We start from the raw sequence: 21,300 nt of genomic DNA, 5'->3' as shown, positions 1-21,300 counted from the left end.
CAGTACATCTCATGTACTGGGTTTTTCTTTATCCAACCAATAAGCGAAAAATGCTTAACTTAAATAACCAACCACCTGATAAACTCGTTCACCTCTGTGGTATATTTTATCGTATAGTACGCCTGCAAATTCGTACAAATATTCTCCATTATAATCGATTCGTTCATATCCACTTGGTAAAGCATATACTATTGCTCCCAATGGTGGTTCTGCGACATAATAAGAAGAATTTCTTCTTTCATAATAAACGCCTTCGTAGAAATAATATGGACGATTTCCAATATTGATGGTAATTGAACCTACGGGTAAAATATTAATTCTAAATCCGATGGGTGGCATAAAACGTACATAATTGTTGTTATAATGTCTATAGAATATTCCATCACGACCATAGAAACTCATATTATTATAACGATACGTATCATAATGACGTTTGTCAAAATTATGAATCGGTTTACTATAACTATAATGCGTGTTATGTTTACGATGATCTATTCTTATAGGTTCTCTACGAACAGTATGATTGTCTATACGTTGCGGACTACGATTTTCAATCTTCTGAGTATGGCGTTGATCTGGACGTTGAATCACACGGTGATTATCCTTCGGTTTGCTTACCTCGGGTTGATGACGTACAGTTTCTACACGACCTCTATTGGGTGTAGGTCGTTCGACACGATGATTTTGAACCTCTCGTTGTGGACGTTCAACGCGTTGAGAACTTCTCTCATTACGTGATGGAGTTGATCTCATTTCGTGTGCAGGTCTTGAAGATTCTCGCCTTTGCTCTCCTCTTCCTCTCTCTTGTGCATTTACACCAGATACTAATGCTGTAGTAAATACTAAACCTAAAAGCGTAAATCGTATTAATTTCATAACCTTTATATTAAAATATATTAAAGACATTAACCTTAATACTATTTCTGTGCCAAAATCGTCATCTATTTATTGCAATTCTATTGAAAATTTAAACTTACAATCCTTTAAAATTCACATAAGACTGATTATCAAAGGGTTGATTCAACAAAAAAGTTCAACAAAATTGTCAAAAAAATTATTCGTTTACTCCTTAAAGTTTAACTAATTTTATCCCGCATTTAGAATATACATATGATCGACGTAAAAAACGCCTATATCAGTTTTATCACTTTACAAAAAGTTGGACATAAAATTCGAGAAGAAGCGAATATTTTCGCCCAAGAAATATTACCGGTAGATGAGAAAAAAGAGGAAGAATTGGTGCCCTTCTTATTAGCGCCATTTCGAAAAACTTTAGATCCTTATCGTTTTTATCATTATACGGATAAATTAGAATTTAATGTATTGCATAATGCTGCCATCTCCGTGTTTGATGAAGAAGTTGACTTTGTTGATTTCTCCAATGATACTTTAAGTCACTTATATGAGAAATCACTGCATCCACAAATTAAAAGTGGTGAAGTTTTTATGGTGCTTTTTGAAAATATGATGTTCGAAGAAATTCCTTGCCGTGGAATTGGGATTTATAAACTCGAAAATAAAAAGAAATTTTTACGTTTTGATGAATCCAATGGAATCGATTATAACATCTGGAAAGGATATAAATTAGAAGGGATTGACAAAGCTTGTTTAATCTTAGATGTATATCGTGAAGAAGGATTTCGAGTATTCTCCATTGATGATCAACACCAAGAATCAGAATATTGGAAAAAGAATTTCTTAGAAATTGAGATGATTAAAAATAATTCATACCATACCAAAAAAGTCTTAGAATTGATTCAGGATTTTTCAAATGAAGTGGTATTGGATAAAACCGATCGCAAAAACCAAGCAGAATTCATATCAAATTCTATTCAAGTTCTACAAAACAATGATTTTATTTCGCCAGATATTATCGAAGAAGAAATCATTAAACCGTTTGAATTGATTGACGAGTTCAAAGATTTTAAGAAAACGTATGCTGAAGAACGGAAGGTGGATTTTGTCGAGAATTTTGAAGTTTCCTTTCCTACATTGGCGAAAGAATCGAAAAAGATCAAAACGGAAATCAAATTGGATACCAATATCAGCATCAAAATAGACATCAAAGACCCAGATGCGGCTGAAGAACATTTGGAGCGTGGATATGATGAAGAAAAAAAGATGTATTACTATAAAGTATTCTTCAATAAAGAAGATTAGGAAATAAAAAAGGAGCTCTGAACAGCTCCTTTTTTGTTATTGTATGGAATCGGTAGGACTTGTATTAATTCCTTTTTGTTGTTCCAATTGGTACAATTCGATCAAATCTCCAATAGGATAATTGAACCAATCCACTTGTTTCTTGATTTTAAAATCCTTATCAAAATACAAATATGTCGTAAATTTCATCGGAGCAAATGTAAATCCATTGAAGGTATAGGAATTAAATTCTCCATTCACAATGGCTAACGTATCGTTTGAAATAATTTCTTTCACGTTAAACATTTCTCCTTTATCATAAACCAATTGTTTATCGTTAAAAGCAAATAAGGTATTTAATAAATAATTGGTTTCGAACTTTATCGTACTTGTATTTTGAATCACATTTTCATATTCAACGGAATCATTATAAAACGATTTCATTTGATTGTAATCTTTTCGAGCCGAATACACCTCAAAATATTTTCGAGCCGTATCTTCAGCTTTAGAAGATCCATTATTTTGACAACTGAAGAATAATCCTGCAGCTGCGATGCATAAGATTTTAAATTTCATTATTTCTCTATTCGTGTTAAGTAATTTCCTCCTTCATCATCGGCTGTACCATCCGAGTTAAGAATCATAATTGTGGTATTATCTGACCATAATAAGAATTGAAAGGGCAATTGTTTCTTCGAATCCAATTCCATTAAAAAACCATCATCTTTTTTAAACCATTCTCCTTTGATTTTCTTCTCTTTATAATACACGATAAAATCCCCATCCTCATCTAATTCTAAAGCGATTTCTGATCCATTATAATCGCCTTTGAATTGTCCATTATAAATAATCGGATCTAAGGTACTCAATGAACTTTGCTCTAGAGATTCTACATCCTCATGCGTTAAGGACCCGTAACTTTTATCTTTTTCTTCTTTTTTACAACTGAAGATCATTCCAATCAAAAGAATAGAAATTAACCAAGTTTTCGGATTCATTCAGACTATTTTTTTACGTATAATGCTACATCTTCGGCGGTGATCGGTGAAGATCCTAAAATCAATAAGCGCTCGACTACATTACGCAATTCACGAATATTTCCTGTCCAATCAATGGCTTTTAATGCTTCATAAGCGCCTTGATCAAATCCTTTATTTTCTAAACCTAAATTTTGCGAAAAATCAACCGCAAAATGTTCCACCAATGCCGGAATATCCTCTTTACGATCATTTAATCCAGGAACATCAATAATAATGACCGCTAAACGGTGGTATAAATCTTCACGGAATCGACCTTCATCAATTTCTTTGCGTAAATCTTTATTCGTTGCCGCTAAAACACGAACATTTACATTAATCTCTTTTTCAGATCCTACAGGCGATACTTTACCTTCTTGTAAAGCACGTAAAACTTTAGCCTGAGCCGATAAGCTCATATCTCCAATCTCATCCAAGAAAATAGTTCCTCCATCGGCCAATTCAAACTTACCTTGCTTGTCTTTCACCGCACCCGTAAATGAACCTTTCACATGACCAAACAATTCAGATTCGATCAATTCTGCTGGGATTGCAGCACAGTTCACTTCTACTAAAGGCTTTTTACTTCGATCACTTTTCTCATGAATGTGATGAGCGACTAATTCTTTCCCGGTACCATTTGGACCTAAAATCAACACCCTAGCATCTGTTCCTGCCACTTTATCAATCATGTTTTTCACCTGTGTCAATTCAGGTGAATCTCCAATCATGGTATATTTTTTCGAGACTTTCTTTTTGAGCTCTTTATTTTCTTTCTTTAACGCTTTATTAGACGATTTTAAGGATTTATGATCTAAAGCAATACGAACAGTATTTAATAAGCGATTTAAATCGGGTGGTTTCGATAAAAAATCAAAGGCTCCTTTCTTTAAACAATCAACCGCAATTTCTATATCACCATGTCCAGAAATCATGACAAATTGTAAATCAGGATTATATTCAATGGCCTCTGTAAGAACTTCCGTTCCATCTTTTAAAGGCATTTTAATATCACTGATAATTAAGTCATAATCGGTTTGCTTTATCTTTTCGATACCAACTACTCCATTTTCTGCTTCATCCACCTCCCATTTTGGATCTTCGTCCATCAGGATGCTTTTTAAAACATTACGGATAGCTTGCTCGTCCTCAATTAATAGTATTTTAGACATAATAGTTTTTGATTCTTATATTCTTTAAACTCAAAAATAGTCGATTTTATTTGAATTCCGACTAAAAATAAATCGAGTATTTTAAGAAGTTTTAATCATTTTCACATATTCTAAGCCTAATTCTTTCGTCGAAATTTCTTTCATCTCCACTTTTCGTATTTTTCCTGAAACAGTCATTGGAAATTCAGTCACAAACTTCCAATATTTGGGACGTTTAAAATGAGCCATTTGCAAACAAAAATTGTTTAATTCATCTTCAGTCACAGCAGCTCCTTCCTTCACTTTAACCCATGCCATCACTTCTTCTCCAAATTTTTCACTGGGAACTCCAATCACTTGAACATCCGAAATACATTCGTGAGTATATAAATAATCTTCAATTTCTTTTGGCGAAATATTCTCTCCTCCTCGGATAATGATGTCTTTAATACGTCCTGTTATGTTGATATAACCTTCAGCATCCATGGTCGCTAAATCTCCCGAATGCAACCAATTATTTTCATCAATCACTGAAGCGGTTGCTTCAGGATTATTCCAATATTTTTGCATAACCGAATATCCTCTCGTACATAATTCGCCTGAAATACCTCTCGGCAAAATATCCCCCGTCTCAGGATCGATGATCTTTATTTCCAAATGATCTTGAACAGTTCCAACCGTAGAAACTTGCTTTTCAATAGGCGTACCGATAATTGTTTGTGTAGATACAGGCGAAGTTTCAGTCATTCCATAACAAATCGAAACTTCTTTCATATTCATTTGGGATTGCACCTTTTTCATAATTTCTATCGGACAAGGAGAACCCGCCATTACTCCTGTGCGTAGCGATGTTAAATCGAAACGTTCAAAATTGGGTAATTCTAATTCAGCAATAAACATGGTAGGAACTCCATATAAAGAAGTACATTTCTCCTTTTCTACAGCGCTTAAGGTCAATTCTGCATCAAAACTTTCGCTAGGAATCACCATACAAGCACCATGTGAAACACATGCCATATTTCCGATTACCATGCCAAAACAATGATAGAAAGGAACCGGAATACAAACCCGATCGTGCTGGGTATAATTTAATCGAATACCAATAAAATAACCATTATTTAAAATATTATGGTGGGTTAACGTCACCCCTTTTGGAAATCCGGTCGTTCCCGAAGTATATTGAATATTCACGGCATCATCGAACTGTATGCTTTGTTCAATGGATACTAACGTTTGATGCGAAACGGCTTCACCATGCGCTTTAAAAGCAGTCCAATCTTCCTCAAATATTACAATTTGTTCTAACGATTCTACACGTGGTTGAACCGAATATAACATTTGTTTATAATTGGATGATTTAAAACAGGATGAAGCAAAAACTACCCGTATTTCGGCTTGATTCAAAACATATTCTAATTCGTGTTCACGATATGCAGGATTTAGATTCACCAAAATCAATCCTACACGAGCTGTTGCAAATTGAATTAATGTCCATTCGGCACGATTCTGCGACCAAATCCCGACACGATCTCCTTTTTCAAGCCCCATCGCTAAGAGTCCCTTTGCAATTTCTTCGGTTTGGGAATAAAATTCAGTATACGTTGCACGGTAATTTTGAGCAATACTCACCAGCGCTTCTTGTTGTGGAAATTGAGCGACTGTATTTTTTAAATTTTCTCCAATAGTTTCACCTAACAGTGGATATTTAGATGCTCCACTCGCATATGAAAGATTTGAATTCATAGTGTTAACAATTATATTTTCTCTTTTTTTTGCAAATCAAACATAAAAACAAATTCAATTCATGATTTCTTATTGCCTTAAAATGAGCTTTCATTTGCAGAATTAATAATTTTTCACCTTAAAATCATTTGTAATGAAAAAAAATATTCGATAAATTATTAAATCAATAATATAATCTGATAAGGTTTTACTATATTTAGACTTTAGACCAAAGAATTATGAACTACAACCACAATGATTATATTTCCAGCTACGATGGAATTACCGTGAATGATGCCTTAGAAATTAGAATTGAGGAGATCAATAAAACATTAAAACTTGTTGATGATTTAAATAAATGGGATTATCGCTATGCCGAAAATAAATGGACTATAAAAGAAGTCTTACAACATTGTATTGATTGCGAACGTATTTTTAGTGCTCGAGCTTTACATATTGCTCGAAATGATCAAAATAAGATGAATACATTCGATCAAAATGCATATGTTGATGTTTTAAATATTGATTTTTTACAGCCCATGAAATTGAAGAAAGAATGGTTACATCTAATGAATGCAACTATGTTTCAATTTGAGAATTTTAGTCCATCAACCCTTGAAAAAAGTGCATTCATAGGCGATTCGGAATATACCGTAAAAAAAATCGGCTATATTATTGCAGGACATTCCATTCATCATATCAATGTAATTAAAGAGCGTTATTTATAAGCATAAAAAATCCGGTCATTCGTGACCGGATTTTTTTATTGAAGATACAGTGCAATCGTAGGATCATGCGGATCAATAATGACCTCAATATTTTCATTCACTTTCGGTGATTTTTTTAATTTATTCCAATCCATTGCATCCACAATGGTTTTGTACTTGGAATGCGTTAAAGGGTGCTCATAAATCACTTCCAATATATAATCGGGTGCATCTCTAAACTCTTCTAACGCACGACTAACGTGAATAATTTTGGCTTTAGCTTTTATGCCACTTTTCATTACTCTTTTGTAATCATAATATATCGATAAAACCTTAATTGCATATAAAAATAAAACTGCTGCAAAAATGAAAAAAGATGCTGCAATTAACTTCTCAAATAAGATTGTAAAATCAAAAAAGAAAATTGTAAATAGTAATAATAAGAGACTTAAAATCAAAATGGAAATACCTGCATAAAATCTCATAACTTATTTTTACAAGATCCATTTCCAAAAGTATTCCATTTCAACTCATACTCAGTATTTTATGATTTTTTTAATAACCTGCAGTAAATCGTCTGCGTGTAAAATTTTGTTTCTCGACTTCATCAGCTATGACAACTGCCACATCTTCTACCGATAGCACGCTTCTTCCCTCTTTATCAATTACAGGATGATCTAAACCTAAACGATACTTCCCTGTACGTTTACCAGATGTCCCTTGATGCATTTCAATGGCTGGAGAAAATAATTCCCAATCCAATTCTGTTTCATTTTGCAACATATTCAAATATTCTTTTGCCGCTAATGCTCCAGGTTTTATTTCTTCAGGAAATTGAGGAGTATCGATCACTTGCGTTGTATCGTCTAGATATAAACTCCCTGCTCCACCAATTACGATAAAACGTTTGACACCGGACTTTTTCACAGCGGCTTGTATGTTTTGATACCCTTGTAAAAACTCCTCATAAATGTTTGGATTGGTCCATCCCGGATTAAAAGCCGATACTACAATATCTGCTCCTTTTAAATCTGCAGCCAAAGCATCGATATCATGAACATCCAATGCGACCCCTACAACATTTCGGTACCCAACATCTGATGCAATCGAACGCGAAAATGCTTTGATGGAATGATTTCTATCGGCTAATTCTTTTAATATGGCAGAACCTACAAAACCTGTGGCCCCAATTAATGCTACTTTCATAATGTATTGTTTGAAGTTTTAAATCGTTTTGAAAAATCAGCTAATGTGATTTTATTAAGATGATCAATAATCGTATGCTCTACTCCTGAAAAAATATGATCCAATTCCTTATTCATGTGTAAACCTATGGGACAATTCGGATTGGTCTGATTTTGTTTGGCAAACGAATGTCCGGCATGAATGATTTGATAAATCATTCCAAAAGTAATTTCCGAAGATTCTTTGAACAGAAAAAAACCGCCTTCTTTACCTTTTTTTGAATTTAAAATTCCTGCGTCTTTCAAGGCTTTAATTTCACGACGCACAACCACAGGATTTACATTGATACTTCCAGCAATAAAATCAGAACTAATGATTTGATTTTTAAACTGATCGACCAAAACCAAAATATGGATGAGGGTTGCAAATCTTAAATTATTCATCAACTACTTATTTGTTATCCCAAAAATATAAAAAATTATTAATGTAACAATTTTTGTTACATTAATAATTTTACCAAATATTCAGCTATATTTGTGTACATTTTACATGCGATCTATGCAAAATTATATCCAACACTTAAAAAATCAAATCGATCTTACGGAAGAACAAATCGAGAAAATCAAAGAGAAATTAGTCGTTAAAACTTTTCAACGCAATGAAATGCTTTTAAGCATGGGCGATGTATCGAGTGATGTCTACTTTGTCGAAAAAGGTGTTTTACGTTCCTACACGATAGATGAAAATGGGAAGGAACATGTCATTCAATTTGGAACAGAAAATTGGTTAGTGAGTGATCGCAACAGTTATTTATGTAAAAAAGAAGCAAAATTCTACATCCAAGCCATTGAAGAATCTGAAGTCGTTTTAATTACTGAAGAGTTGAATACTTTCTTGCAAGAATTAAATCCTAATTATGCATCGAGTCAAGTCTTATTGTTACAAAATCATGTCCGACACATGCAGGATCGCATTACTTCTTTATTAAGCTATACCGCCAAAAAAAGATATTTGGATTTTATCAAACTTTATCCAAACATTACAGCCCGTGTACCCCAATGGATGATTGCATCCTATTTGGGAATTACCCCAGAAAGTTTAAGTCGAGTAAGAAAAGATATTGCATCAAATGGATAAATATAGTTTTGACCGATTCGTCAAAAAAGAGAATCAAAACAAAAAGAAAAAGATCATTCGATTAGTCATCACATTCCTTGCTGTATCCGCGGTAAGTTATGGGTTTATCTATTCGGATGTATTTAAAAACAATCAAACGGCCTATTATATTTTCATTGGATTGTTTGCGACGGTGGTAGCCTATTTCAACGGATATTTTAAAGCACCAAAAGAGGAATTGAACGGATATTTTGAAGGGAAAGTTACTTTTACTCCACATGAAATAATAATTGGAGAGGATTCCTATGCTTTAAATACCATTCAAAAAATTACCATTCATAATCAGGATTATGTCGGTAAAAAAGAAAAAGAATTTGGCGAATTTGAAAAACAGCAAGGATCCTTTGGGGTAAATAATCAATTGATTTTAGATTTAGGTCAAAAGCAATTTATTGAAACCGATTTCAAACAGAACAGAGAAAATGAAATGGAAAAAATAAAATCCATTTTGATTGCCTATCATCTCCAAGATAAATTGTCTTTTGATGATTTGGTTAACCTCTTAAAAATAGAATACGACATTGATAAGAATGAATTAAAAAAATCGATTGAGCGCAAACGTTAATCAAACGATAAACGCATTGATTCTATTCACCTTATCCTTAAATTTATAAAAATTAATCAGAATATTTATGGGACCAACAGCAGAATGGTTAAAAATCTGGGAAGAAAAACGTGAATTTACGGTAGCTCCTAACGATTTAGATTTATACTTTACAGAAAAAGAAATTAACGAAATCAAAGTTGACCAAGTTGATTTAGGGAACATTTCTTTACCATCAGGTAAAATCATTGTGAATGATCCATTAGGACAATATTTAGCTTTAGATCATCATCCTTACTTTGTAGAGACACCAAAAGGAAATTTTCCAATGCAGGCCAGTTTCATTACTTATGAAGATGATGGTGAAGAAGAAAATTTAATTGCTTGTGTTAAAATTGCGTTTACAGATGAAAAACCTGTTCGCTATGAAGAAGCTTTAAAAGGAATTGAATCCATTGAAGATTTAAATGAAGGAGAATTCTTTGGATTTGCTTCTGAAAGTGGGTTAGCGACAATTGTTGATGCAGAAGCAAGAGATGCTTTTGTTAAAGTTATTGATGAAGTGGAAGCGAAAGATCAAAATTTATACGATGATTATTTTGCACCATTATTCGTAGAAAATGTAAAAAATAATCCAAAATATCAATCAGAAGACGGAGAATGGATCAATTGGAAAATTGAAAATACAGAATATACTGTTCCAATTTTTCAAGCTGGTTTTGGTGAAGGTGTATATCCATCATACTTTGGATACAATGCAGCTGGTGAAGTTGTGGCCTTCTACATCCAATTTATTGATGCTGAATTAGAAGACGATTCTGAAGACGACGAATGGATTTAACCCATTAAAAAAGCCCTTGAAATCTCAAGGGCTTTTTTTATTTATTTTTTGACAACTGTTCGATATAACGATTTAAATCCTGTCACTAAAATGACAACGATTAATCCCGCAATGGTTGCAAATAATATTTGTCTAAGGAAGCCTGGAATATTATCCCAAACGCCGTGTAAAAATCCTACGTTATGCTCGAAAATTCCTCCGGCTACCATAAATAGAGCAACAGTACCCACATATCCTAAAACTTTAATCACAACCGGTAAACTTCTCACTAATCCTTTTCCTAACGGGAATAATATCCCTTCCCCTTTTGATTTTCGAATTAACTTATACCCCACATCATCCATGCGAACAATTAAAGTGACAATTCCATACACCCCCACAGTGGCTAATACCGCAATTAAAGAGACTGTAAAAATTTGAATCATCAACGATTGATCCAATACCGTATTTAAGGCGATGATCACAATTTCAATAGAAAGAATAAAATCCGTGGTAACAGCAGCATTAATCTTCGCTTTTTCCGCTGCTGGATCATTTTCTAACATTCGACTTTTCGTATCTTCATGTTTTTTATGAAAAAGGACCTCAATCACTTTTTCTACACCTTCAAATGCCAAATAGAATCCTCCTAAAATTAATATATAACCAATTAAGTCGGGCAAAAATACATTTAACAATAAAGCGATAGGAACAATGATTAATTTATTAATTAAAGACCCTTTTGTTATAGCCCATAAAACTGGGATTTCACGTGAAGATACAAAACCTGTAGCTTTTTCAGCATTTACTGCGAGATCGTCACCAAGGATTGCAGCCGTTTTATTGGCTGCCACTTTACTGGTAACGGCTACATCATCCATAAGCGCTGCGATATCATCGAGAATCGCAAATATTCCTGAAGCCATAGTTCAAATTGATTTAGACAAAAATAACCAATTTCTTCTTACAATGATTTCCATAATATAAGATTTCTTTAACAGAATTTAATTTCACTTTTAATAAATTTATTATCAACCCATAAACTTTATAAAATGAATAAAAAAGTAGCCATTTTAACCGAAAAAGGATTTGAAGAAATTGAATTAACCAGCCCCAAACAAGCGTTAGAAGATGCAGGATTTACCACAGCGGTTATTTCGCCCCAACAGGGAAAGGTAAAAGCTAAATCGGGGGATGATTGGTCGAAAGATTACCCTGTTGACGTACAATTATCGGATGCAAAAGCGGAAGATTATGATGCTTTATTATTGCCTGGCGGAGTTATAAATCCGGATTTATTACGTGTAAATGATGAAGCAATCCAATTTGTACGACACTTTTTCGAAAAAGGAAAACCAGTCGCTGCCATCTGCCATGGCCCTCAAACTTTAATTAATGCCGAAGCCGTGAAAGGGAAAAAAATGACTTCTGTAGAAGCCATTGCTCAGGATTTAAAAAATGCAGGAGCACTTTGGGAAGATTCAGAGGTCGTAGAAGATCAAGGTTTAGTTACCTCAAGAGTACCTAAAGATTTACCCGCCTTCAATCAAAAAATTGTAGAAATCTTTTCAAAATAAGTGAGCAACCGAAGCAAAGTCTTCGGTTTTTTTTGCGCTTTCATGTTTCATAAAACTTGAGTAAATTTGCTCCCATTTTATACATTGCTATGTCAAGTTTCTTTCATCATTTTAAACATTCCATTCAAGAGTATGTACTTCCTGAATCATTTGATTATCCTTTCTATTATAAACCTCATCCGATTGCTATTCTCGCGTGTCAGGAACTACAGGATTATTTAGAACATCAAACCGATTTCGTACATCATTTTGGCTTAACGAAAGAAGACAAAGAAAATGCCATTGGTAAAATGTTTGGGGTCTTAGTCTGTGAGAATCAATTGGGAGAAATTGGTTATATCGCGGCATTTTCAGGCAAATTAGCCAATACCAACCAACATCAATATTTTGTTCCGCCCGTGTTCGATATGTTGAACAAGGATGGATTTTTCTTAGCCCAAGAAGAACGATTGAATGAAATTAATCGCATGTTAGAAGACTTAGAATCTCACCCCGATTATCTTCACTTAAAAAAGCAATTGAATCTTTTCCATGAAGAAGCCCTACATAAAATTGCAGAAGGGAAACAGCTTTTAAAAACAAATAAAAAGGACCGTAAAAATCAACGCGATCAAATCATCCCTACCCTTTCAGAAGAAGAAGCTATAGCGTATGAAGAAGATTTAATAAAGCAATCGTTAAGGGACAAATACGAATTTCGAAAACTGAATCAAGAAATTGAAGAAGAACGAGATCGGTTAACTCAACGAATCCAAGCTTTTGAGGATCAAATCTCAGCTTTAAAAGAAGAGCGTAAAACAAAATCTAATGCTTTACAAAATCAGTTATTTGATCAATATCAGTTTCTAAATCAATATAAAAAGAAAAAAGGTTTACGCGCTATTTTTGCCCAAACGGCTTTTCAACAACCTCCTGCTGCCGCTGGAGAATGTGCAGCTCCAAAATTATTGCAATATGCTTTTCAGCATGATTTAAACCCCATTTGTATGGCTGAATTTTGGTGGGGAGAATCGCCAAAATCGGAAGTTCGCAAGCATAAACACTATTATCCTGCCTGCACCGGAAAATGTGAACCCATTTTAGGTCATATGTTAGAAGGAATGAAAATGGACGAAAATCCACTTATCAAACAGTGCGATACAGGGGATCAATTGGAAATCATTTATCAAGATGATGATATTGTAGTTGTCAATAAACCGGAAGAATTTTTATCCGTTCCTGGGATTGAAATTAAAGATTCGGTATACATCCGAATCAAATATCAATTTCCGAAAGCCACTGGACCTATGATTATCCATCGTTTGGACATGTCGACTTCAGGTCTTTTGGTTTTAGCATTAAATAAAGAAAGTCATAAACATATTCAACAGCAATTCATCAAACGCAAAGTCGAAAAACGCTATATCGCTTTATTGGATGGGATTGTCCAAGAAGACGAAGGAGTGATTGAACTTCCATTACGTGTAGATTTGGATGATCGCCCTCGACAAATGGTATGCTATGAACACGGAAAACCTGCAAAAACCAAGTATAAAGTTTTAAAACGCAAAGACCATAAAACTTTGATTCAGTTTTTTCCAATTACGGGTCGAACGCATCAATTGCGAATGCATGCTTCGCATCATTTAGGACTTAATACACCTATTGTCGGTGATGACCTATACGGAACAAAAGCCAATCGTTTACATTTACATGCCGAATATTTAGAATTTACGCACCCCAAGACAAAAGAATTAATGAAATTTCAGGTGGAACCAAATTTTAATCTCTAATTTTGTAAGATAATACGGACAATGGAAGAAAATAAATTAACAATTCGAGATGTAATTTACCGTGATATGGATGCCTTAATCATGGCGAAATTAAAAAATGATGGAAACATATCATTGGATGATTTAATTGATATTGCATCTTACTTAGCTGCCAGTTTATTTCGCATACGATGGCAACAAAAAGGGGAATTAACGGAAGAAGAAGTAAGTATAGTATTAGGAAATATTGGGGATTTCTGCCACGAACATTTCGGGGAAAACTTTACACAAAATGATTATGACAAAATCGTTAAGATTTCTCAATTGTTGTTACAAAAACCAACATTTGATGAAGACTCTAAAACGTTTTTTGAAGAAATAACAAAGGCTAACGATTAACGTTAGCCTTTTTTTATGTGGTAAATTTTATTGAATTTTTATGTAAAAAATCGATAACTTTTTCATTAAATATCTGCGGTTGATCCACATTCACGACATGCCCACAATTTTCAACGATATACAATTGTGCCGATTGGTAATGTTCTTTGACCAATTTCTGTATAGTCGGTAAGAACATATGGTCCTCATCCCCCATGATATAAAACGTAGGAATATTAATTTCCACTTGTCTAAACCATTTCAATAACGGATTAATATCAGCAGTTAATTTAAACCATTTTAAAAACTCTTTTTGATAGAGTTTTTTAGCCTCATTAACAAATAGATTTCGAGATTCCTTATGCGTTTGTTTAGGCATAATGGCAAAAGCAAAAATGCGATAAAGCAATAAATAAGGGATGACATTTTTAAAGAGATTACCCACCTTCATTAAAAATTGACCTCTCGTATTCATTTTCATCACGGCACCCCCCATGACCATGGATAGAATGCGTTGAGGATAATCGTCCGCGATTTGTCGGATAATAATCGTCCCTAAAGAAATGCCTACAAAATGGGACTTTTCAATGTTTAAATGATCCAAAACTTCAATCACATCTTTGGATACCGATTGGAAAGTATAACGGGATTCGAACAAAGACTTTAAATTATTTTTTGATCGACCATGTCCTCTTAAATCCACCATCAAAACATTAAAATGTTTACGAAATTCTCGTATTTGTTTAAACCATATGGTAGAACTTCCTCCTGCTCCATGAACAAAAGTTACCCAATCTTGGCTTGAAACATGCTTATAAATTGTATGTGCTAACAAATTTGTAAGTTCTTATTTGCGTTAATTAATAGATAAAATCAACCTCTACCTTACAAAAAGTAAACCTTTTTGTAAATTTTCGTTTATTTTTTTTGATAATAAACTTCATTGACATCGGTAGCTTTTATAAACTCGCTTTTTGATTGTTCTTCTATTCGATCTAGAAATAATTTCCCAATCAAATGATCATATTCATGTTGAAAAATTACAGCTGTAAAGCCTTCGATGATTTCTTCATATTGATTTCCTTCCAAATCAAAATAATTCAACTGAAGAGCCAAGCTACGGTAGACCTTACCAAATTGATCCGGAATCGAAAGACATCCTTCGCGACCATGACGCATAATCGACGATAACCAAGTTATTTTAGGATTAATATAAAATTCAAAAGGTTGTCCTTCTTTATCAAAACGTTGAACCCAAATGGCATTTCGATTAATTCCTACTTGAGGAGCAGCAATTCCAACACCTTTTGATAATTCGTCTTGTACCGTTGCATACATTCGCTCTGAAAGAAGTAATGTCAAAGGATCTTTGGGGTCTAAATCTTTGGATACATCCCTTAAAATTTTAGTATCTGAAGCGGAGGTTGTAAGTAAAACACGCATGGGTGTTTTACTGGATTTAGCTTTTATTAAAGCCATTTCATCTTTTGTCAGTTTTTCGTAGTCTTGTGTCATAGGTTGAGCAATAAGGGCAACTGAACTGAAAAAAAGAAAAAGGGTTACGATTTTTCTCATTTTTTTCGAATTAAAGCATCGATTGAATATTTTCCAGCTCCTGATAAAAATAATGCTAAATAATTAATTAAGAAGAATAAACCAGATTCTTTTTTACTAAAATCATGATCAAGATGAACAACAAATACAGCAACTATCATCGTTATGATTAAGGGTATTGCCGCTAACCGTGTAAATAACCCAATCAGAATAAAAAAGGCACACAGTATTTCTGCAAAAACGGTTAAAATTAATGACATTTCTACTCCTAATCCGATGGGATCTGCAAATTCAAAGGTTCCATTGACAAGTTTAACCAACTTGCCCCACCCATGTGTTAGCATAAAACCTCCGGCAGCAATTCGAATAAATAAAAGCGATAAATCAATGGCAGTTGTTTGATTTCCAGTCAAAGAAAATTTTGTACTCATGTTGTATTTTTTATCAAATATATCGAAATCAGACATACAAAATTAAAAATGCCGTTTTAATCCTATAAATTCTTACATTTATGATGCGATAAAAATTACTGTAATGATGAAAAAAATAAGTGCACTATGTATTTTGATTAGTACTCTAGCTTTTGGACAAGGGATTAGCGTTTCTGACACATCACTGAAGAATTCGCCTAAAACGATTGAAGAATCGAATTCGAAAGCCATTATTCGAGCGAATATCATCGAAGACTATATCCAAGAATATCATACAAAAACAATGTACAATTCGAATCAATCCATCGCTACGGTAGAGCATTATTCAAGTGAGGGTGATTTAGCTTTTACTGAAAAATATACGTACGACGAACAAGGGAAATTGATGATGATTGAAGGTATTAATCCTGATGAAACCCTTACCATCATTAAGGATTATGAATATTCACCCGATGGATATAAAGAAATCACCAGTGAAAATGAGGTCGTTGTAAAGGAAATCGAATTTACAACTGATTCAAGTGGTAAAGTTTTAAGTGAAAAAGAAATTGCTTTTCATCAAGGGAATCAGATCACTGAGCGTTTTCATACGTACAAAAACGATCAACTCATCCAATCCAAAGTAACGTATGGTAAAGATGGTCATATTATCACCTATAAGTATGATGCAAAAGGGCAATTAATTGAAGATGTCATTGTGGATTTAAAAAATAAACCCATTTCTAAAAAAAGACGTCGATTTGATGAAAACAACAATATCGTAGAAGAAAACTTATATGATATGAATGGACGTTTAAAAACCAATAATCGTATCCTGTATGAATATGATGAAAAAGGCAATTGGACCAAAAGAACTCAATACGCCAATCAGCATGAAGAACCCATTTCCAACACTATAAGAACGATAAGGTATTAATTTTAATACCTTATTTTTTTTGGCTATATCAAAAAAAATGTTATTTTTAATATAACCAATAAATAAACTATGAGTTTTGAAATTAGCATACAAGAATTTAATCGGCAATTTCAGCTTTATCAAAAAAAAGATCGTTACAATTTAAATCTTCACGAATTTGATTTAAATCATTTTATTGTGATGTTTTTTAATGAAGAAATCGAAGATCTTTTTATCAAATACGCTTGCAAAGAAAAAAATGACATAAAGGAATGTCGAATTAATTTAACTTCCTTTAGTGACTTCTTTGAGAGTGTAGAAAATCTTCTGCATTTCCATGTTTTAGAAGTCAATGGTTATTTCACAAATTTAGATTTATATTTTATTGCGCAGCCCCAGCTTATTGAAGTCAATTACATTACACGTGAACTGATTTTCGAAGTGGTTGATCGATTATTGAATGGTGTCGATTGCAATTATAAATCCCGTTTAAAAACGGAATTACTGATCAATATGGAGTTTGATTAATTCTTTAACATTAATTACTTAACTTTCTTTATTTCAATTTCTTTTTCTTAAATTTAGGTAAACTCTTTACTACACATAACAAAACCTAAACTAACCAAACCTATTACATATGAATATTTTTATCCTCGACCAGCATAAAATAGTCATAGATGGTCTTATTGCAATCCTCAACAAAAGGAAGGGGTTCAATGTAACAGGCTATGCGACTAATATAGCTGATGCGATTAGCTGGTTAAATGAAAATGATGTTGACTTGCTCATTACAGAAGTTGTATTCAGCAATGATGATGCTTTAGAACTTCTGAAAACACTGCGTAAAAACAAAAAAGAAATCAAAATCTTAATTTTAACAGGCGACAATCGCATAAAGAAAATTCAGGAATTGTTTAAATTGGGTGTAAATGGTTTTATTGAAAAACATAATGAAACCAAGCAATTCATCGAAGCCTTGAATTGCATTAAAAGAGGTCAATCTTATATTGGAGAAGATTTAAGAAATAAAATTATTGAAAATTTTAGTCAGTCAAAACCGCAAGAAAGTGAAAACATCAATGAAATTCTAAACAATATCACCAATCGGGAACTGGAAATTATTAAATTGATTTGTGATGGATGGAACAGCAAAGAGATTTCTTCTCAATTATTCATTAGTTTCAATACGGTAGAAACCCATCGAAAACGAATTTTTCAAAAATTAAAAATCAAAAATTCAATTGCATTGCTCCGATTTGCGATAAAGCACGATTTGATTGAATAAAACATAAAGAAACCCTTCAGTTTTGAAGGGTTTCCTTATTAAAAATGTAACCTATTCCCAATCGGGCATCCAAGCATTTGAAAACAATAGTGTTCTATTGCTTTCTTCTGCAATGGAAAGCTTATAGATCGATCGCTCCGATAAACCATCGTTTGATGTTTGCGTAAAAATGACTTCAGCATCATTCGGAGAAAATCTAGGATCGAGATCTAAAAACCCGTTTGGTTTTTGCGATAATTCTGATAAGTCAACGGTTTCATTCGTTGCCAAATCATAAATAAATATTCTTGTATCCAATTGACGATAATTTGAACTTTGATACCCGGATACATCATGGGTATAGAGAAGTTTTTGCCCGTTCGTTGAGAAATCTAAACCGCCCATGGCACCATTTACATTTTCAAGAATCGTTTGGATGGTATTTCCTGCTCTATCAATTAACGTAATTTTGGATTGGTATCCATCCATCCCATTCGTTTTTAATGCGATTTTTGTTCCATCAGTACTCCATGCACATTCGGTGATTAAACTTCCATCACCTGTTGTATAAATTAATTGAGTACCCGAACCATCTTTATTGACACGGTATAATTTATTAAAATGGGGATAAATAAATTCACTTCCATTCGTACTCCATGCAAAATCAAGTTCATTAATATTAAATCCAGCTAATGGAATTTCTGTTACTCGAAAAGCATCACTCCCATCCAATTTAGCAGTATAAAGATGGGCGTTACCATCCGTTATTCTCACAAATGCCACTAAACCTGCTGCATTATTTTTTCGAGGTCGTATCGAATTCACCGATCCTTGGGTAAATCGAAACGCTTCTCCCTGCTCATTCGAGGAATAAATTACATGATTGAACCCATCCATGGTGACATAATGGTAACGATTCTGAGGGATTCGACTAGTCGTAAACTTATACGTCGGGCTATAAACTTCTGGATTAATACCATCACTAACGATTACTTGCCAGAAATAACTTGTCCCATAATTTAATTCTTCTAGAGTATATTCTGGGACCCTTAAGTCACGAACCTCTACGACCACATCATTACGATCATTTTTTACGACTAAATGATAAGTCAATTCATCTTCATCAGGATCAATACTTTTCCATGTTAAAGGAACAGTCCGTTCCGTATCCATTGTTTGGTCTACAGGAGTTATCAGTTCCGGAACAGATGGAGGAGAATTTAATGATGCATCGTCTTTCATTTCAAAAACAATGTTCACTTCTTGACCATCTTCTATCATATTCACTCCTTCAATTTCCATTAAGTATCCTTGTAATTCTGCTTTTGCAGAATAATCGCCCAAAGGCATATTTTCTATGACAAACGTACCATCACTCTCTGTGAACACGGTTTGAGTGGTAGGAGATGTGCTTATTTTAACATGAGCCAAGGGTTCGTTTGTGCGATGTTTAACGACAATTCCTTTTAATACGCCTTTATTATTTACTTCAATCAGATCTTCACTGCATTGAATCGATAAAACTGCAGTAAGGATAATCAAGAGATAGTGTATGCATTTTTTAAGTGTTTTCATCATTTGTCTTGTGGATTTATTTTTTTACCAAAATAATACTGTATTCCAATGCCATAGGTGATCAGATGATCTTTCCTTTTTCCTCCGATATGATGATCCCAATCATCATTGAAACCAAAATCATACTCTCCAAATGCTCTTAAGCCTACAGAAGGAATGGGTAAAAATTCGATCCCTAACCCTACATTCGCTTTAGCACGTACGGATGAATCATTACGATGGGATTGTAACATACCCACCCCACCATAAATAAAGGGTGATACATTATCATTGGGCATAGCGACAAATTCTAAATCGGCATCTACACTATAAAAATTTTCAAGGAACGTATCGGCATTGGAAAGTTTAAAATTGGAAAATGACGCGTTGATATTGAAATGCTGAGATAAAAACATTTTTGCACCCACTTGAAATCCAAAATTCGTTTCACTATTTCTTAAATCACCTTTGATGGTGTAGGCTCTTGCACTTGCGTTGATAGAGAACTTCCCACGTCTTGGCAATAACACACGGTTATCGACACGTAAATTATTAATCGAATCCTCTTGGATCAATTGATGCGCTAAAGTTTTAAATTGATCTTCTTCAGCAGTTGAAACATCCCATAATTTTTCAGTTGAACCTTCAATAATAAGGGTATACACCGCTTTTTCGATTGCTTCTTTCACGGCTAAATGAACAGGTTCATTCTTGGTAATCCCTATTTCAGCTTCTAATAAGCGGTCTGGATCGACATATCTGAAAAAATTCCCATTTATTGATTGAGATAGAATGGTTTTCGAAGTATAAATCGTTTTTAGAATTTTCCCATTATTCGTTGATACTGCTCTTAAATAGACTGAAATTCGATCTTGTCTGTATTGAGTTCCACCTCCAACGCCAAAATACCGTAATCCCGCTCCACCGGTCATAATATTTGTATCATAAGAGACGATTCCACCTTCTAGGATAATTCCTGCAAATAAAAGTGGAGGAAGAGGTTGTGGGTTTGCATTTTGATTTTGGTAGGTCGCATATTCTTGTCGCGTTGATTTAATAATTTGTCGTTCATTCAACAAATCACTAATGTTTTCTCTTTCAATTGTTGTAAACCATTTGCTGTCTTCTAATGCTTTCAATAAAATTGAAGTTGTTCCTTGAGGAATAGCTGTACTCCAATTGGCATTATTTTCAGAGGCTTTGTATTGCCCCGTTTGGTCTTTGAATTTATAGACAGCTACGACTACTTTTTCTTTAGGTTCTGGCAATGCTTTTAACTTTTGCGTATAAGCAGTGACTTCTCCTAGTGTAGAAGATTGTTGACCTGTTGGTGCTTTAATGAATGCACTACAACTAAGGATACTGTAAATAACAATTAAAAAGAAAAAACGTTTTATTATTCGGTTACATTTTAATAAAAACATTTTTAATTGATT

25 protein-coding genes are annotated in these 21,300 nt (G+C 33.6%); 11 read left to right on the top strand and 14 right to left on the bottom strand.

The window, feature by feature from the left end:
• Positions 1 to 54 precede the first annotated feature (54 nt).
• The gene (locus tag AC1QSP_RS01810; protein ID WP_484079518.1) at positions 55 to 876 is read right to left on the bottom strand and encodes a DUF6515 family protein; all 822 of its coding nucleotides are present in this window, start codon (positions 874 to 876) and stop codon (positions 55 to 57) included.
• A 234-nt stretch (positions 877 to 1,110) separates the two neighbouring features.
• Between AC1QSP_RS01810 and AC1QSP_RS01805 the strand changes: the two genes are divergently transcribed.
• Positions 1,111 to 2,160 carry a nucleoid-associated protein gene (locus AC1QSP_RS01805; protein WP_322970114.1) on the top strand — a complete coding sequence of 350 codons (1,050 nt, stop codon included), beginning with the start codon at positions 1,111 to 1,113 and terminating at the stop codon, positions 2,158 to 2,160.
• Positions 2,161 to 2,196: 36 nt separating this feature from the next.
• Here AC1QSP_RS01805 and AC1QSP_RS01800 read toward each other — a convergent pair whose 3' ends face one another.
• The 4 genes from AC1QSP_RS01800 to AC1QSP_RS01785 form a co-directional block, all read right to left on the bottom strand.
• Positions 2,197 to 2,715, bottom strand: a complete 519-nt coding sequence (locus tag AC1QSP_RS01800; protein WP_322970115.1) for a hypothetical protein — start codon at positions 2,713 to 2,715, stop codon at positions 2,197 to 2,199.
• Positions 2,715 to 3,137 carry a hypothetical protein gene (locus AC1QSP_RS01795; RefSeq protein ID WP_484079517.1) on the bottom strand — a complete coding sequence of 141 codons (423 nt, stop codon included), beginning with the start codon at positions 3,135 to 3,137 and terminating at the stop codon, positions 2,715 to 2,717. Before AC1QSP_RS01795 ends, AC1QSP_RS01800 begins: the two co-directional genes overlap by 1 nt.
• Positions 3,138 to 3,142: 5 nt before the next feature.
• Entirely contained in the window at positions 3,143 to 4,327 is a 1,185-nt protein-coding gene (locus tag AC1QSP_RS01790; protein ID WP_484079516.1) for a sigma-54-dependent transcriptional regulator, read from the bottom strand.
• Between the two features lie 81 nt (positions 4,328 to 4,408).
• Entirely contained in the window at positions 4,409 to 6,049 is a 1,641-nt protein-coding gene (locus AC1QSP_RS01785; protein ID WP_484079515.1) for an AMP-binding protein, read from the bottom strand.
• 218 nt (positions 6,050 to 6,267) lie between these two features.
• Here AC1QSP_RS01785 and AC1QSP_RS01780 point away from each other — a divergent pair, with 218 nt between their 5' ends.
• A complete protein-coding gene (locus AC1QSP_RS01780; protein ID WP_484079514.1) occupies positions 6,268 to 6,756 on the top strand; it encodes a DinB family protein in 489 nt (162 codons plus the stop codon).
• A 35-nt stretch (positions 6,757 to 6,791) separates the two neighbouring features.
• Here the strand turns inward: AC1QSP_RS01780 and AC1QSP_RS01775 are convergent, their stop codons facing one another.
• From AC1QSP_RS01775 to AC1QSP_RS01765, 3 genes are all read right to left on the bottom strand, one after another.
• Complete coding sequence (locus tag AC1QSP_RS01775) at positions 6,792 to 7,220, bottom strand: hypothetical protein (protein ID WP_484079513.1); 429 nt, start codon at positions 7,218 to 7,220, stop codon at positions 6,792 to 6,794.
• Between the two features lie 70 nt (positions 7,221 to 7,290).
• Positions 7,291 to 7,941, bottom strand: coding sequence for an NAD(P)-dependent oxidoreductase (locus tag AC1QSP_RS01770; protein WP_484079512.1), 651 nt, complete (start codon positions 7,939 to 7,941; stop codon positions 7,291 to 7,293).
• Positions 7,938 to 8,363: an RrF2 family transcriptional regulator gene (locus tag AC1QSP_RS01765; protein ID WP_484079511.1), complete on the bottom strand. Its 426-nt coding sequence runs from the start codon at positions 8,361 to 8,363 to the stop codon at positions 7,938 to 7,940. The genes AC1QSP_RS01770 and AC1QSP_RS01765 overlap by 4 nt, the downstream gene beginning before the upstream one ends.
• Positions 8,364 to 8,478: 115 nt before the next feature.
• Here AC1QSP_RS01765 and AC1QSP_RS01760 point away from each other — a divergent pair, with 115 nt between their 5' ends.
• The 3 genes from AC1QSP_RS01760 to AC1QSP_RS01750 all read left to right on the top strand — a co-directional run bounded on the left by AC1QSP_RS01760 (position 8,479) and on the right by AC1QSP_RS01750 (position 10,481).
• A complete protein-coding gene (locus AC1QSP_RS01760; protein ID WP_322970125.1) occupies positions 8,479 to 9,057 on the top strand; it encodes a Crp/Fnr family transcriptional regulator in 579 nt (192 codons plus the stop codon).
• Entirely contained in the window at positions 9,050 to 9,661 is a 612-nt protein-coding gene (locus AC1QSP_RS01755; protein ID WP_484079510.1) for a hypothetical protein, read from the top strand. Before AC1QSP_RS01760 ends, AC1QSP_RS01755 begins: the two co-directional genes overlap by 8 nt.
• A 67-nt stretch (positions 9,662 to 9,728) precedes the next feature.
• Positions 9,729 to 10,481, top strand: coding sequence for a DUF4241 domain-containing protein (locus AC1QSP_RS01750; RefSeq protein ID WP_484079509.1), 753 nt, complete (start codon positions 9,729 to 9,731; stop codon positions 10,479 to 10,481).
• 41 nt (positions 10,482 to 10,522) lie between these two features.
• Here the strand turns inward: AC1QSP_RS01750 and AC1QSP_RS01745 are convergent, their stop codons facing one another.
• Positions 10,523 to 11,386: a DUF808 domain-containing protein gene (locus AC1QSP_RS01745; RefSeq protein ID WP_484079508.1), complete on the bottom strand. Its 864-nt coding sequence runs from the start codon at positions 11,384 to 11,386 to the stop codon at positions 10,523 to 10,525.
• A 126-nt stretch (positions 11,387 to 11,512) separates the two neighbouring features.
• Here AC1QSP_RS01745 and AC1QSP_RS01740 point away from each other — a divergent pair, with 126 nt between their 5' ends.
• The 3 genes from AC1QSP_RS01740 (at position 11,513) to AC1QSP_RS01730 (ending at position 14,187) form a co-directional block, all read left to right on the top strand.
• A complete protein-coding gene (locus AC1QSP_RS01740; RefSeq protein ID WP_484079507.1) occupies positions 11,513 to 12,037 on the top strand; it encodes a type 1 glutamine amidotransferase domain-containing protein in 525 nt (174 codons plus the stop codon).
• Positions 12,038 to 12,126: 89 nt separating this feature from the next.
• Complete coding sequence (locus AC1QSP_RS01735; protein WP_484079506.1) at positions 12,127 to 13,809, top strand: RluA family pseudouridine synthase; 1,683 nt, start codon at positions 12,127 to 12,129, stop codon at positions 13,807 to 13,809.
• Between the two features lie 21 nt (positions 13,810 to 13,830).
• Positions 13,831 to 14,187 carry a hypothetical protein gene (locus tag AC1QSP_RS01730; RefSeq protein WP_484079505.1) on the top strand — a complete coding sequence of 119 codons (357 nt, stop codon included), beginning with the start codon at positions 13,831 to 13,833 and terminating at the stop codon, positions 14,185 to 14,187.
• A 13-nt stretch (positions 14,188 to 14,200) separates the two neighbouring features.
• Here AC1QSP_RS01730 and AC1QSP_RS01725 read toward each other — a convergent pair whose 3' ends face one another.
• The 3 genes from AC1QSP_RS01725 to AC1QSP_RS01715 form a co-directional block, all read right to left on the bottom strand.
• Positions 14,201 to 15,001 (bottom strand): alpha/beta fold hydrolase, encoded by an 801-nt coding sequence (locus AC1QSP_RS01725; protein WP_484079504.1) that lies wholly within the window; start codon positions 14,999 to 15,001, stop codon positions 14,201 to 14,203.
• 83 nt (positions 15,002 to 15,084) lie between these two features.
• Entirely contained in the window at positions 15,085 to 15,741 is a 657-nt protein-coding gene (gene def / locus AC1QSP_RS01720) for a peptide deformylase (RefSeq protein WP_484079503.1), read from the bottom strand.
• Positions 15,738 to 16,151, bottom strand: coding sequence for a DoxX family protein (locus tag AC1QSP_RS01715; protein WP_484079502.1), 414 nt, complete (start codon positions 16,149 to 16,151; stop codon positions 15,738 to 15,740). Before AC1QSP_RS01715 ends, def begins: the two co-directional genes overlap by 4 nt.
• A gap of 103 nt (positions 16,152 to 16,254) precedes the next feature.
• Here AC1QSP_RS01715 and AC1QSP_RS01710 point away from each other — a divergent pair, with 103 nt between their 5' ends.
• From AC1QSP_RS01710 to AC1QSP_RS01700, 3 genes are all read left to right on the top strand, one after another.
• Positions 16,255 to 17,067, top strand: coding sequence for a hypothetical protein (locus tag AC1QSP_RS01710; protein WP_484079501.1), 813 nt, complete (start codon positions 16,255 to 16,257; stop codon positions 17,065 to 17,067).
• 69 nt (positions 17,068 to 17,136) lie between these two features.
• Positions 17,137 to 17,574 (top strand): hypothetical protein, encoded by a 438-nt coding sequence (locus tag AC1QSP_RS01705; protein ID WP_484079500.1) that lies wholly within the window; start codon positions 17,137 to 17,139, stop codon positions 17,572 to 17,574.
• Between the two features lie 109 nt (positions 17,575 to 17,683).
• On the top strand, positions 17,684 to 18,331 hold the full coding sequence (locus tag AC1QSP_RS01700) for a response regulator (protein WP_484079499.1): 648 nt from the start codon (positions 17,684 to 17,686) through the stop codon (positions 18,329 to 18,331).
• A gap of 51 nt (positions 18,332 to 18,382) precedes the next feature.
• On the opposite strand, the gene AC1QSP_RS01695 is transcribed toward AC1QSP_RS01700, so the two are convergent.
• Both AC1QSP_RS01695 and AC1QSP_RS01690 read right to left on the bottom strand, forming a co-directional pair.
• Entirely contained in the window at positions 18,383 to 19,888 is a 1,506-nt protein-coding gene (locus AC1QSP_RS01695; RefSeq protein ID WP_484079498.1) for a carboxypeptidase regulatory-like domain-containing protein, read from the bottom strand.
• On the bottom strand, positions 19,885 to 21,288 hold the full coding sequence (locus AC1QSP_RS01690; RefSeq protein ID WP_484079497.1) for a CsgG/HfaB family protein: 1,404 nt from the start codon (positions 21,286 to 21,288) through the stop codon (positions 19,885 to 19,887). Before AC1QSP_RS01690 ends, AC1QSP_RS01695 begins: the two co-directional genes overlap by 4 nt.
• Positions 21,289 to 21,300 lie beyond the last annotated feature (12 nt).

This window comes from Faecalibacter sp. (assembly GCF_057177045.1).
The sequence above is the reverse complement of the archived record's forward strand: the minus strand, read 5'-3'. Positions and strand labels throughout refer to the sequence as shown.